Origin of the sequence: Azospirillum sp. 11R-A (genome assembly GCF_049472615.1) — a bacterium.
GTDB lineage: Bacteria > Pseudomonadota > Alphaproteobacteria > Azospirillales > Azospirillaceae > Azospirillum > Azospirillum palustre.
Genome location: NZ_JBCEBL010000011.1, coordinates 67,560 through 80,911, shown reverse-complemented (window position 1 = coordinate 80,911; position 13,352 = coordinate 67,560). Strand labels below are relative to the sequence as shown.

General features: G+C 68.4%; 11 protein-coding genes. 7 read left to right on the top strand and 4 right to left on the bottom strand.

Going from position 1 to position 13,352, the window contains the following annotated elements; all coding sequences use genetic code 11:
* Window positions 1-105: 105 nt before the first annotated feature.
* Window positions 106-1,008: a DMT family transporter gene (locus VH569_RS16655; RefSeq protein WP_423316329.1), complete on the top strand. Its 903-nt coding sequence runs from the start codon at window positions 106-108 to the stop codon at window positions 1,006-1,008.
* 19 nt (window positions 1,009-1,027) lie between these two features.
* Here VH569_RS16655 and VH569_RS16650 read toward each other — a convergent pair whose 3' ends face one another.
* The 3 genes from VH569_RS16650 to VH569_RS16640 are packed head-to-tail and all read right to left on the bottom strand — an operon-like array spanning window position 1,028 to window position 3,845.
* Window positions 1,028-1,402 carry a hypothetical protein gene (locus tag VH569_RS16650; protein WP_423316328.1) on the bottom strand — a complete coding sequence of 125 codons (375 nt, stop codon included), beginning with the start codon at window positions 1,400-1,402 and terminating at the stop codon, window positions 1,028-1,030.
* 35 nt (window positions 1,403-1,437) lie between these two features.
* Complete coding sequence (locus tag VH569_RS16645; protein ID WP_423316327.1) at window positions 1,438-2,739, bottom strand: hypothetical protein; 1,302 nt, start codon at window positions 2,737-2,739, stop codon at window positions 1,438-1,440.
* 2 nt (window positions 2,740-2,741) lie between these two features.
* The gene (locus tag VH569_RS16640; RefSeq protein ID WP_423316326.1) at window positions 2,742-3,845 is read right to left on the bottom strand and encodes a hypothetical protein; all 1,104 of its coding nucleotides are present in this window, start codon (window positions 3,843-3,845) and stop codon (window positions 2,742-2,744) included.
* Between the two features lie 214 nt (window positions 3,846-4,059).
* Between VH569_RS16640 and VH569_RS16635 the strand changes: the two genes are divergently transcribed.
* From VH569_RS16635 to VH569_RS16620, 4 genes are all read left to right on the top strand, one after another.
* The gene (locus VH569_RS16635) at window positions 4,060-6,084 is read left to right on the top strand and encodes an AsmA family protein (RefSeq protein ID WP_423316325.1); all 2,025 of its coding nucleotides are present in this window, start codon (window positions 4,060-4,062) and stop codon (window positions 6,082-6,084) included.
* Between the two features lie 70 nt (window positions 6,085-6,154).
* On the top strand, window positions 6,155-7,930 hold the full coding sequence (locus tag VH569_RS16630; RefSeq protein ID WP_423316324.1) for an SLC13 family permease: 1,776 nt from the start codon (window positions 6,155-6,157) through the stop codon (window positions 7,928-7,930).
* Window positions 7,931-8,046: 116 nt separating this feature from the next.
* Entirely contained in the window at window positions 8,047-8,526 is a 480-nt protein-coding gene (locus tag VH569_RS16625; protein ID WP_423316323.1) for a hypothetical protein, read from the top strand.
* Window positions 8,527-8,669: 143 nt separating this feature from the next.
* On the top strand, window positions 8,670-8,960 hold the full coding sequence (locus VH569_RS16620) for a hypothetical protein (RefSeq protein WP_109049505.1): 291 nt from the start codon (window positions 8,670-8,672) through the stop codon (window positions 8,958-8,960).
* Between the two features lie 52 nt (window positions 8,961-9,012).
* On the opposite strand, the gene VH569_RS16615 is transcribed toward VH569_RS16620, so the two are convergent.
* Window positions 9,013-10,032, bottom strand: coding sequence for a purine-nucleoside phosphorylase (locus VH569_RS16615; protein WP_423316322.1), 1,020 nt, complete (start codon window positions 10,030-10,032; stop codon window positions 9,013-9,015).
* 204 nt (window positions 10,033-10,236) lie between these two features.
* On the opposite strand from VH569_RS16615, the gene VH569_RS16610 reads away from it, so the two are divergent.
* Both VH569_RS16610 and VH569_RS16605 read left to right on the top strand, forming a co-directional pair.
* Window positions 10,237-11,400 carry an aminotransferase gene (locus VH569_RS16610; protein ID WP_109049503.1) on the top strand — a complete coding sequence of 388 codons (1,164 nt, stop codon included), beginning with the start codon at window positions 10,237-10,239 and terminating at the stop codon, window positions 11,398-11,400.
* Between the two features lie 230 nt (window positions 11,401-11,630).
* Window positions 11,631-13,223 (top strand): sensor histidine kinase, encoded by a 1,593-nt coding sequence (locus VH569_RS16605; RefSeq protein WP_423316321.1) that lies wholly within the window; start codon window positions 11,631-11,633, stop codon window positions 13,221-13,223.
* Window positions 13,224-13,352 lie beyond the last annotated feature (129 nt).

Genomic DNA, 13,352 nt, shown 5'->3' with positions numbered 1-13,352 from the left:
GGGCGGGGGTTGCGTTCGTCCGCCATTCCAGCAATATCGCTGCCCGCGCAGGTCTCCGGCCTGCTCCTGCGGATCCCACGCCCTCAACCATTGCCGGACCCCTCCATGACCGCGGCCCCCGCGACCGACACCCGCCGTGGCATCCTGATGATGCTGGGCGGGATGACGCTCTTCACGCTGAACGACGCGCTCGGCAAATGGCTGGTGGCCGACCATCCGGTCGCCATGCTGCTGGCCGTGCGCAGCCTGTTCGGGCTGGCGGTGCTGGCGCCGATGATCTGGCGCGAGGGCATCGCCGCGGTCTTCGCGGTGAACCGGCTGCCGCTGCACATCCTGCGTGTGCTGCTGATGACGGTGGATGTCGCCTGCTTCTACTGGGCGGTCGGTTATCTGCCGCTGGCCGACGTGATGACCATCTACATGTCGGCGCCGCTGATCGTCACCGCGCTGTCGGTGCTGGTCCTGCGGGAAAGCGTCGGCTGGCGCCGCTGGGTGGCGGTGCTGGTCGGCTTCGTCGGCGTCGTCATCGTGCTGAACCCGACCGGCCGCTTCGACCTGTGGCCGTCGCTGGTGGCGCTGATCGGCGCCTTCATCTTCTCCAGCGGCGTGATCTCCACCCGCGTCCTGCGCTCCGCCTCCAGCCTGACGCTGGTCGGCAACCAGATGGTCGGCGGCCTGCTGATCGGCGGGGTGACGCTGCCCTGGACCTGGGAGGCGCCGGGTTGGCTCGGCTTCATCCTGCTGGGGCTGCTGGGCGTCACCGCGCTGGCCGGCCACGCCATGATGAACCGCTCGCTGCAGCTCAGCCCGGCCGCGGTGGTGGTGCCGTTCCAGTATGTGTCGATCCTGTGGGCGGTGCTCCTCGACCTCGCCGTCTGGGGCACGGCCCCCACCGCGCGCATGGGGGTGGGCGCGGCGCTGATCATCGGCAGCGGCCTGTTCATCGTCTACCGCGAACAGCGCCTGAAGCGCGGCGTCGCCGCCGAAGGGGTGGCGGAGGTTCCGTAAGCTGCCGTGAGCTTCCGGCCTACAGCGCGAAATACCGCGGCACCAGCCTGACCGTCACCGGGTCCACCGGACGCCAGCCATAGTCGCGGATGACGTCGTTGGACTCCACCGGGCGCCGCCCGTCCGCCAGCGACCAGGTGATGTGGTAGGTCGATCCGTCCGGCCGGTCGCTGGCGCCGTCGACGGCGACGACCAGCGCCTGCACCCCCTCGCCGTCGTCGGCATAGCCGATCACGTCGGCCTCGGTGGCGGCGGGCAGCGGCTCCTGCGGCCCGACGTCGAAGGTCAGGGTCACATGGTCGGCGACCAGCCTCTCATAGCGGGGCGGAAGCAGGGCCAGCAGGCGCCCGCGCTCGTCCGCCGGCAGTTCCCACCCGGTGTATCCCGATCCCATCGCCCTCTCCTCCGAACCGAAAGGCGCCGGCACACTCACCGCCGGCCGCCGCTCATGATGTCGTCCATGATCTTATTCGCTTCGGCCGGTCCGGCAATCAGTTCGATCATGCGGATGGCGGTATAGCCGGTGCGGGTGCTGCCGGCGGGACCGGCCAGCGCCTGCTGCGCCTTTTCCGTCAGCGAGGCGGTGGTCCTCTGCGTCATCTCCCGCAGCTCGCCGCGCAGTCCCAAAGTGTCGGCGATGGTCGCGCATTTGCGCAGCGCACGGGCGTGGTTCTCCGCCTGGGCGAGCTGGGCGCGTCCTTCGCTGCCGCCCTCCAGCGCGCCGACGGCGGCGACGATGCCGGCATCGGCGTCCTGCAACACCTGGGTCTTCACCATGGTGTGGACGGAGTTGCGCACCTGCTTCAGCCGCTGGTCGAACTCCTTGTTGCGGCTGTGCTCCATCGCCATCCGCGTGGCGTCCAGGCTGGCGACGAGGTCGAGCGCCAGATCGGCCACCGCCATGCGGTCGCTGGCCGGGGTGTCCTGCCAGCTGCGCGAGCGGTCCTCGATTTGGGCGACGACGGTGCCGCTCAGCTGCATGAACAGGGCGGCGCGGTCGGCCGACTTCTGGCCCAGATCCATGTCCCAAAGCCCGCTCAGCAGCACCGACGGATCGGTCAGGCGCGAGGCGGCGAGCAGGATGAAGATCTTCAACGATTCCGGTCTGGCGCGCGACAGCCGGCGGCCGATGGTCTGGATCGCCTCGATATGGTCGCCATGGAGCTTCGGCACCGGCTTGGGCGACAGCGCCGCCTTCAACTCCATGATCTCGGGCGCGATGGACAGGATGATGGCGATGTCCGCGAGCGCCCGCATCCGGTTGGGGTTCATCCGCAGGTCGAGCGCTTCGCTGAAATGCCCGGACACCGCCCCCTGGGCGATGGTCGTCACCGCCGCGGCGCATTCCCCCCAGAAGGCTTCGGCCAGCGCCTTGCGCTCCGGCCCGTTCTGGAGGGCCGGACGGAAGGCGCGCATGTGCTCCTTGCCGACCTCGGCCTCGACCAGCGGCCACAGGCTGTTCATCAGCGACCGTTCGATCACGCTCAGCGGCACCGGGTCGGCCTTGCCCAGTGCTTCGAACAGGTCTTCGAACGGATCGCAGAACAGCCGCTTCAGCGTCGGCCGGCGGTGCAGCCGCAGCTCGACCAGGCGGGGGCGGATCACGGCGATGGTGCGCTGGATGTCGGGATGGTCGTTCATCTGCTCCAGCAGATCGACGATCTGGCGGAACTTGGGCTCGTCGATGTCCAGAAGCTTGTCGCCCAGCGCGACCAGATCCTTCATCTCCATGATCAGGCCGCTCTCCCTTTGATCGTCTCGATCCGCATGACCAGATCGACATCGAGCTGGCCGCTGCGCCAGTCGACATAAGCGCGCACCGACCGCTTGTGGCTGGTGGTCAGCTTGTCGGCCAGCATCGACTGGTCGGCGCGGCCCTCGTCCTTGGGCAGCAGGGGGATGACGCGGAAGATGTCGTGGACGGCCATGTCCTGGCTGTAGCGGTCCTGGGTCATCGCGTCGTTCCACAGCAGGATCAGATACTCCCAGCCGTCGAGCAGCCAGGACAGCCGGCTCGACGCCTTGCGGATCTGCGGGCGCTTGGTCTCCCACTGGCGCAGCAGCACCTCGAACGACGCCATCGCCTGATCGAACTGGCCGATGACGTTGCGGGCATGGTTGACCGTATGTTCCGCCACCTCGGCGCAGAAGCCGCCGATGGGGGCCGCTTCCGACACATTGTCGGTCGCCCAGTCGGTCATGCTGTCGCGGAAGCCCTGGAGATCGCGCATCAGCCGCCGCAGCCGCGCCGGCTTGGGCGAGCTGGCGAGCCCGATGGCCTCCATCATCAGCGCCAGCTCGGCGATGCGTCCGTAGAGTTCCTTCGGTTCCAGAGCCAGACGCTGCGCCGCCTTCATCATCAGGTCGCGCGTCAGCTTCTGCCCTGCGGAGGAGGTCAGGCCGACCTTCAGGATCTCCGTCGACTCCAGGCCGACCGCCTTCAGCGCCTCGACGATCAGCTGGTAGTTGATGAGAAGGCGCTGGTCCTCGTCGTCGCTCAGCGCCGCCTCGGCCGCCGCCACGGCACCGCCGCCGGCCAGACCGCAGCGCGCCGCCTCCAGCACCGCCTTGCGGATGTCGTCGGGCGAGCAGCCGTCGGCCTTGGCGATCAGATCGTGCAGCATCCGGTCATGCACGGTCATCGGGAAGGCCAGCGGCAGCGACTTCCACGGAACCACATAGACGCCGCGCCCTTCCGAAAGGTTGGGCACCAGCACCTCCAGCTGGTCGCGGCTGTCCTTGCGCACGCGGGTCTGCGCCAGCACCGGCGTGGTGAAGGCCACGGCGGCACCGCGTTCCTCGAAGGTGGACGGGGCGAAATTGGTCAGAGAACGCATCTTGTCCTGCGGCCCTGGCTGCGGGGGTGGGGCGTCGTTCGATTACGGCGCTGCGATACTGAATTTTGCGTTAAATCCAATATAAGCGCCAACGGAATATAAGACTTTCGGGCAGGAACGTTGGATCTCTTGCGGTAACCCCTGCCTCCGGCCTTCGCTGTTCCGCCCCCTTGTCCGTTGTCAGGGGAAGGGACGGTGCGGGGAGGGCAGGGGGATGAAAGCGGGTGCGGGATCGGTGTTCAAATGGATCGGCTACGGCCTGCTGGGCCTCGTCGGTCTTGTCGTCGTCGGGGTCGGCGCGGTGGTGCTGCTGTTCGACTGGAACGACGCCCGCGGCTTTGTCGCTCGCCGCGCCTCGGCGGCGCTGAACCGCGAGGTCGCCATCGACGGCGACCTGCGCGTGCATCTCGGCAACCCGATCCGCATCCATCTGGAAGGGCTGCGCGTCGCCAACGCCGACTGGGCGCAGGACAGGACGATGGCGGAGATCAAGGCGCTGGACGCCTCGCTGCGTCCCTGGCCGCTGCTGCGCGGCAACTGGGAACTGCCGGAGCTGAAGTTCCAGGGGCCGAAGCTGATCCTGGAAAAGAACGACAAGGGCGAGGCGAACTGGACTTTCGGCCCGCCCAACGCGGAGAAGGCGGTGGCGAAGGACGCCGTGACCCCCGACAAGCGCGGCGACATTCCGGTGATCGAGCGGCTGCTGATCGCCGACGGCAGGATTCGCTACCGCGACCCCACCGGCGACATCGACATCGACAACACCATCAACACCGCGACCGGCGACAACGATAGCGACACCGTGCAGCTGAACGGCAAGGGCAACTTCGCCGGCAAGCCCTTCACCCTGGCGGTGGAGGGCGGCTCGCTGCTTTATCTGCGCGACGATCCCAAGCCCTATCCGCTGAAGATCGACGCCGCCGTCGGCAAGACCAAGGGCCGCATCGAAGGGTCGGTGGCCGAGCCGGTGAAGCTGGAGGGTGTCGACCTGTCGGTGGCGCTCAGCGGCAACGATCTGGCGGAGATCTTCCCGATCCTCGGCATCCCGACGCCGAAGACCCGGCCCTATTCCATTTCCGGCCATTTGTCGCGCGAAGGGGGCCTGTGGACCTTCCACGGCATGAACGGCAAGGTCGGCGAGAGCGACCTTGCCGGCGACCTGTCGGTCGATACCAACGGGGAGCGGCCGATGGTGAAGGCCGACCTCACCTCCAACCGGCTGGCGGCCCAGGATCTGGCCGGCCTGATCGGCGCCTCGCCGCGCGGCAGCGGCGATTACCCGACCCGCGGCAACGGCCGCGTCATCCCCGCCACCCCGGTGAATGTGGAGATGCTGCGCAACACCGACATGGATGTCCGCCTGCGCGGCAAGCGGGTCGAGGCGCCCTTCGCCCCGTTGCAGGATCTGGACATGCGGGTCAGGCTGGCCAACGGCGATCTGCATTTCGATCCGCTGTCGCTGGGCATCGGCGGCGGGCGGATCGCCGGCACGGTTCAGGTGGACGGCAGCCGCAAGGTGCCGGCGATGCGCACCAACCTGGACATCCGCGCGATGAAGCTGTCCACCTTCTTCAGCGAAACCTCCCTGGCGGGCCAGATCGGCGGCACGGTGGCCGGGCGCATCCAGCTTGCCGGTTCCGGCAAGACGGTGGCCGACCTGCTGGGCAGCTCCGACGGCAAGATCGGCGTCGCGGTGGATGGCGGACGGGTCACCAGCCTAGCGGTCAAGGGGCTGAAGACCAACATCCTGGAAACGCTGGGCGTGGTCATTTCCGGGTCGAAGCCGATGCCCTTCAACTGTCTGGTCGGCAACATGGCGGTGCAGAACGGTGTCGCCCAGGTCGAGGCGCTGGTGCTCGACACGCCGGAAACGCTGGTCACCGGCAAGGGCAGGATCAGCCTGCGCAACGAGGCGCTGGATCTGCGCATCGTCGGCGATTCGAAGTCGCCCCAGGTCTTCGCCACCCATGTCCCGGTGCTGGTCGGCGGCACGCTGGGCAACCCGGACATCGGCGTCGATCCCACCGAGTCGGCGGCGCGGGGTGCTGCGGCGGTGGCGCTGGGCGTGCTGCTGACCCCGCTGGCCGGCGTGCTGCCCTTCCTTGACCCGGGCAGTGAGGAACAGCCACAGTGCGGCCGGCTGGTGCAGGATGCCCGCTCCCCCGACAAGGGGACAGCGGCATCCGGCAAGTCGGGCAATGGCCGCGGGGACGGGAAGGCGTCGGGTTCGGCGCGCTGACCGGACGAACAACCGCGTTCCCCTGTCCGATCCGGCTTCGGATCACAGGATAAGGACGCTGCCTTTCCCAATGACCATCGACCAGATGTTATCGTTCGGGATCATCGGCGCGGTGATCGCGCTGCTGATCTGGGACCGGCTGCGCTACGACCTTGTTGGGATGATCGCCCTGCTGGCCTCGGTCGCCGCCGGAATCGTGCCGGCGAAGGAGGCGTTCCAGGGCTTTTCCGACGACATCGTCATCATTGTCGGATCGGCCCTGGTGGTCAGCGCCGCCGTCGGCCGCTCCGGCGTGGTGGAGGCGGCGATGCGCCCGCTGACCGCGCGGATGAGCGGCGTCTGGACCCAGGTGGCGGTCCTGGCCGGGGCGGTGACCCTGCTGTCGGCCATCGTCAAGAACATCGGCGCGCTGGCCATCTTCATGCCCATCGCCTTGCAGGTCGCGCGGCGGAGCGGCACGCCGGTGTCGCTGCTGCTGATGCCGATGGCCTTCGGCTCGCTGCTGGGCGGGCTGATGACGCTGGTCGGCACCTCGCCCAACATCATCGTGTCGCGCGTGCGGGCGGAGATGACGGGCGAGCCCTTCCACATGTTCGACTTCACCCCCGTGGGGCTGGTGATCGCGGTGGTCGGCGTCGCCTTCCTGACGGTCGGCTACCGGCTGCTGCCGAAGGGGCGGGCGGCGGGGGCCGGACCTGCCTTCAACATCGACGACTACACGGCGGAGGCGCGGCTGCCCGCCGGCTCGCAGTTCGTCGGCCGCACGGTGGCGGAGCTGGAGACCTTCGGCGAGAACGAGGTGACCGTCGCCGCCATCGTGCGCGAGAATTACCGCCGCTATGTCCCGTCGGGCCATTGGGTGCTGTTCGCCGGCGACATCCTGGTGCTGGAGGGCGACACCACGGCGCTGGGCGATCTGGTCAAGCGCGCCGGCCTGCGCATGATGCACGACAAGGACCAGGAGGGGGTGGAGAACGAGGACGACATCGCCGTGGTCGAGGCGGTGGTGGAGCAGCGTTCCGCCATGATCGGCCACAGCATCGAGGAGGTGAACCTGCGCGAGCGGTTCGGCGCCAATCTGGTGGCGCTCAGCCGGCGCGGCCGGCCGATCCGTCAGCGGCTGCGCCGCATCCGCCTGCAATCGGGCGATCTGGTGGTGCTGCAATGCCGGCAGGCCGCCGTCTCCGACACGCTGGCCGAGCTGGGCTGCCTGCCGTTGGCCGAGCGCAACCTCGCCATCGGCCGCACGCCGAAGCGCGCCGCGGCGGTGGCGGTGCTGGGGCTGACCGTCACGCTGGTCGCCACCGGGCTGGTGCCGGTCGCCATCGCCTTCTTCGGGGCGGCGGTGGCGATGACCGCTCTGAAGGTGGTCAGCCTGCGCGACGCCTACGAGGCCATCGAATGGCCGATCCTGGTGCTTCTGGGCTCCCTGATCCCGGTCAGCGAGACGCTGCGCACCACCGGCGGCACCGAGCTGATCGCCGGCTTCCTGTCGGAGATGTCGCAGGGCCTGCCGCCGGTGGGGGCGCTGGCGATGATCATGGTGGCGGCGATGGCGGTGACGCCCTTCCTGAACAACGCCGCGACGGTGCTGGTGATGGCGCCCATCGGCGCCAGCCTCGCCACCCATCTCGGGCTGCGGCCCGACGCCTTCCTGATGGCGGTGGCGATCGGGGCGGGCTGCGACTTCCTCACCCCCATCGGCCACCAGTGCAACACGCTGGTGATGGGCCCCGGCGGCTACCGTTTCGGCGATTACTGGCGGCTCGGCCTGCCGCTGTCGATCATGGTCGTGGTGTTCGGCACGACGGCCATCGCGGTCTTCTGGCCGCTGGTGCCGCGCTGAGGCCGAGGCGCGCCGGAACCCGACCGTTCACGAGATCGTGTGTTCATGACCGGTTCCGTGTTCCCTCCGTCTGGTGTAGGCTTCCCGTCGGGGCTGAAGCCTGACGGGAGGCGGAAATGTCGGTGTGGCGCCGCTATCTGGTGAAGGACGTGACCGGCCGGCTGGTCGATCTGCCGAGCAGCCTGCTCGACCGTGCCGACGACGGCACCGCGCCGCTGCCGCATTTCGCCGGCCGTTGCGTGGAGGTGGTGGCGGCGGTGATCGTCGGCGACCGCAAGGCCCACGCCCGCGTCACCGAACTGGCCTTCACCAAGCTCTATTTCGACCAGATGGGCTATGTCGACGCCGCCAAGCGCGAGCGGATGATCCGCCTGATGCTGGAAAGCTGCGCCGACCGCCGCTGCCCGCCGCCGAGCCGGGGCAAAGCGCCGGACGGATGCGCCCACCTGTCCCGTCGCGCCGTCGCCGCCCGCGACCAGCTGATCCGCGAATTCGGCTGGGAACCCAAGCCCGCCGAACGCGACGCCGCCCTCAGCCGCCTGGACCCGGCCCGCCTGCGCGCCGCGCCGCCGGAACCGATGCGCACGCTGCATTGAAAATCGGGGCATTGAGTCCAGACCCCTTCCGGGACGGGAGAAGACACGTTCCCACACCTGCAAAGGGGAGGGGGGCCTTTTCGAGCCGCTCCCCCAGGCCCATATGCGGACGAACGCAAAGCTTGGAGCCTGTCGAACCGCAGATGAGTCCTCCCGATACCGCCCAGACGCTGTCTTTCGCGCGCGTGCGACAGCTGGCCCTGATCGGCGCCGGATGCACGATCATCCTGCTCGGCCTGCTGATCGCCCCCTTGCCCGGTCCCGGCGGCCTGCCGGTGATGCTGCTCGGCGGCGTGCTGGTGCTGCGCAACTCCGCCGACGCCCGCCGTCTGTTCGTGCGGTCGAAACGACGCTATCCCCGCATCTTCAGCCCGGTCGAACGGATCCGGCTGAAGCTGCGCAACCGCCGCCTGCGCAAGATTTACGGCGAGTAGGCCGCAAGCGCCTGCCGGGCGGTTTCCCGGCAGACGCTGACGAGTCCGTTCGTCAGGGAGCGGGCAGGGCCGGAACGCCGTCCTTCCACTGGTCCCAATGGCCGACGATGTGGTCGACCATCCGCGACCCGACCAGCTCCACATTCTCCACCGTCTCGGCGAAGCCGCCGGCGGTCTCGCCCGGCTTCGGGTCGAGGTGCTGGAGCGTGGTCTCGTTCGGGTTGCCCTGGTCGAAATTGACCGCGCCGCGCAGGCTCATCACCCGGTCGGAGCCTTGCAGCCGCTTGATGACCAGCGTGATCGCCGCCGCCTCCATCTCGGTGATGACGTAGTCGTCCGCGCCATAGAGCTTGGCGATGTACTGCGCCTGGGCCGACATGCCGGGACCGTGGAAGAAGGTGTCGCCCGTCATGTGCGTGCCGGTGCCTACAAAAGGAGCACGCTGTGCCGCTTCCTGCGGATAACGCTTGCGGTAGGCGCGGGCGGAATCGCTGTCCTTCAGCGGCGTATCGGCGGTCAGGCGCATCGCCCAGGACACCAGCGCCGGGTTCATCGGGAACAGCCGCACCGCCTCGTAGCCCTTGCGCGGCATGAAGGTCGGCTCGCCCGGCTTGTTCTCCTCCGGCGCCCAGCGATGGCCGAGGTCATAGTCGACCACCCAGGTCGCCCAGCTCACTTCGCCAATGGTGCCGCGCGACGGCGGGGTGCCGGCCACGCCGGTGACCATGAAATAGGCTTGCGACAGGTCGAGCTGCGGGTTCAGCAGGATCGCCTGCATCGAGGCCGACGAGCTGACCTTGCCCATGCCCAGCACCGATCCGCAGACGCCGTCGGCGTTGCAGTAGACCGGGTTCAGCGCGCCCGTCACTGTGATCGGCTCGGCCGTCTGCCAATAGCGCTCGTACCAGTGCTGGAACTCGCCGGCGCGGTCGCCGGTGTTCTTGCCGATCTCGAACATCGAGCCGACGAACACCTTGACCTTGATCGGTTCCGCAGCCTGCACGGAACCGGCCAGCCCGAACAGGACCAAAGCCGACAGGGCGGTACCGCGGCAGCGGGAGGAGAATGACATCGGAATTACACTCCTTGGGACAGAAACTTACCTGAGTATGCAACAGCCATACCATGGCCGTCTCCCTCGCTCGGTGGGAGTCCAAACGATTTTGCCGACCGCCAGCAACCGCTCCCCTGCGGTCTGCCCTGCGGAAGCGGGCACTGGACAGCGTCGCCCCGCAGCGGCCATCTTGTGCGTCCGTTCGCATGAGGAGGCTTTCCGGTGAAGTCGGGCAACGCGCTGCTGTCCAGCTATGGCACCACCATTTTCGAGGTCATGTCCCGCCTGTCGGAGGAGCATGGCGCGATCAACCTGGGCCAGGGATTCCCCGACGACCGCGGGCCGGCCGACGTGCTGCAAACCGCGGCCGATGCGCTGCTGACCGGGTGGAACCAGTACCCGTCGATGATGGGCACGCCCGATCTGCGTCAGGCGCTGGCCGCCCACGCCGGCCGCTTCTACGGGCTCGACGTCGACTGGAAGACCGAGACGATGGTCACCTCCGGCGCGACCGAGGCGCTGACCGCCTGCCTGCTCGGCCTGATAAATCCGGGCGACGAGGTGGTGCTGTTCCAGCCGATGTACGACAGCTACCTGCCCATCGTCCGGCTGGCCGGCGGCGTGCCGCGCTTCGTCTCGCTGAAGGCGCCGGACTGGAGCTTCAGCCGCGCCGACCTGGAGGCCGCCTTCTCACCGCGCACCAAGCTGGTGCTGATCAACGATCCGCTGAATCCCGCCGCCAAGGTCTTCGATCGCGCCGAGCTGGAACTGATCGCCGAGTTCGTGCAGCGCCACGACGCGCTGGCGGTCTGCGACGAGGTGTACGAGCACATCGTCTTCGACGGCCGCCGCCACATCCCGCTGATGAGCCTGCCGGGCATGCGCGACCGCTGCCTGAAGATCGGGTCGGCCGGCAAGACCTTCTCGCTGACCGGCTGGAAGGTCGGCTACGTCACCGCCGCACCGCACCTGTTGCAGCCGGTCGCCAAGGCGCACCAGTTCCTGACCTTCACCACCCCGCCGAACCTCCAGACCGCCGTCGCCTACGGGCTGGGCAAGGAGGAGGGCTATTTCACCGGGCTCGCCGCCGGGCTCCAGGCCAAGCGCGACCGGCTGTCGGCGGGGCTCGCCTCGGTCGGGTTCGACGTGCTGCCCAGCGCCGGCACCTATTTCGTCGCCGCCGACATCTCGCGTTTCGGCTTCGACGGCGACGACCAGGCCTTCTGCCGCTGGCTGGTGGCGGAGGCGAAGGTCGCCGCCATCCCCGTCAGCGCCTTCTTCGTGGAAAACGCGCCGACCAACGTCGTGCGCTTCTGTTTTTCAAAGAAGGACGAAGTGCTCGACACCGCCATCGAGCGGCTGCGGCACCGTTTCGTGTCAAAATAGAAATCCGCGGGTACAAATGGTAGGTAGACAAACAGTTCGGATATTTGACAAGTCTTAACCGATTGGCGCGATGATCGGCTCCACCCCCGCCGCATCGCGCCCGACGTTGCCGATCGGCGCTGCGGACCGGATGCGGGGGGCGGTGGAACGGCGGAGCGCAGGGCATGCCACGTCTCCCGACCTTTCGGTTCCCCTCCGTCAGGGCGCTGTCCATCCGGAACGGCATCCTGATGGCAACCGCCCTGGCGCTGGCCGGGGTGTGGGCCGGCTATGCCCTGATGGCGTCCTCCATGCTGGAAGGCCAGATTCGGGAGGCCATCGTCAATGCCCAGACGACGGCACGCGCCTATGAGAGCAGCACCAGCCGCACCGTGCATGACGTCGACACCACGCTGCGCTCCTTCGCTGAACGCTATGCCGAAGGCGGCTTGCCCCGCGCCCGCCGCATCATCGACGACGGGCTCTACGACACCGGCCTGATCCATCATTTCAGCGTCTTCGGTCCCGACGGCGCCCAGCTTTTCCGCAGCGAGGGCATGGGGCCGCCCGAAGGGTTGGAGGGCAGCGGCCTGATCGCCTATCACCAGGGGGAGGGGCGGTCGCTGATGAAGATCGGCCTGCCCTTCAACGGCTCGGCGACCGGGCAGCCGCTGCTGCGCTTTTCCCGGCGGCTGGAGGATGCGGCGGGCGAGTTCGCCGGCGTGGCGGTCGCCAATGTCGATCCCGATCACCTCTCGGGCTTCTACCGGCAGGCCGATGTCGGCCGCAACGGGGTGGTCACGCTGGTCGGGCTGGACCGGGTCATCCGCGCCCGCGGCTCCAAGGACGGCAAGGATTCGGTCGGGCTCGACAGCACCGGCTCCAATTTGTGGACCGCGGTCCAGCAGTCGCTGAGCGGGGTTTTCTGGCAGGACAGCATTGCCGACGGCATCCGCCGCGCCTACGCCTACCGGCCGGTCGAGGGCTACCCGCTGATTCTCGTCGTCGGCATCGCGGTGAAGGACATCGACGCCGCGGTCGCCGGCTTCCGCGGGCAGATGCGGATCATCGCGGCGCTGCTCAGCGTCTCCATCCTGCTGGTCGCCGCCTTCCTGCTGGTCCAGCAGCGCAACGCCGAACGGCTGGCGGCGGCGCTGGCGGTCAACCGCGATTTCCTGGCCCGTGTCAGCCACGAGCTGCGCACGCCGCTGAACGCCATCCTCGGCTTTTCCGAGATCATCAAGGACCAGATGTTTGGACAGGACGCCGGTCCGCGCTATGCCGACTATGCCCGAGACATCCACTCTTCCGGCCAGCATCTGCTGACCCTGATCGACGACATCCTCGACCTGTCGCGCCTCCAGGCCGGCAAGTTCGCCCTGCTGATGGAGGATGTCGACCCGGTGGCCGCCGCCGAATGGGCGCTCCGCATCGTCGCCCCCCAGGCGGAGCAGAAGTCGATCCGGCTGGAGATCAACCGCCCGCTGTCGCCCGCACTGGTGCGTGCGGACGAGCGGGCGCTGAAGCAGATGCTGCTGAACCTGCTGGGCAACGCCCTGAAATTCACCCCGGAGAACGGGCGCGTGCTGGTCAGCGTCGCGCGCGGCGTCAATGGCCGCTGCGTCGTCCGCGTCACCGACAACGGCATCGGCATGACGGCGGAGGAACTGCGGCAGGCCTCCATCCCCTTCGGCCAGACCTCCGCCCTCACCACCCAGCCCGGCCGCGGCACCGGCCTCGGCCTGCCCATCGTCAAGTCGCTGATCGAGGCGCATGGCGGCAGCCTCCGCATCGACAGCCGGCCAGGGCAGGGCAGCCAGGTCACGCTGGAATTCGCCGCCTGACCCTGCCGCCGCCTGCCATTTCCGGCGCGCGATCAAAGCGATCTTCGGGACGGCGCCGCAAAGCCATGGCGAAACCATTGCCGCTTGGGCATACTCCGCGCCGGTTTTATCCAGGTCCGAGCCGACGCC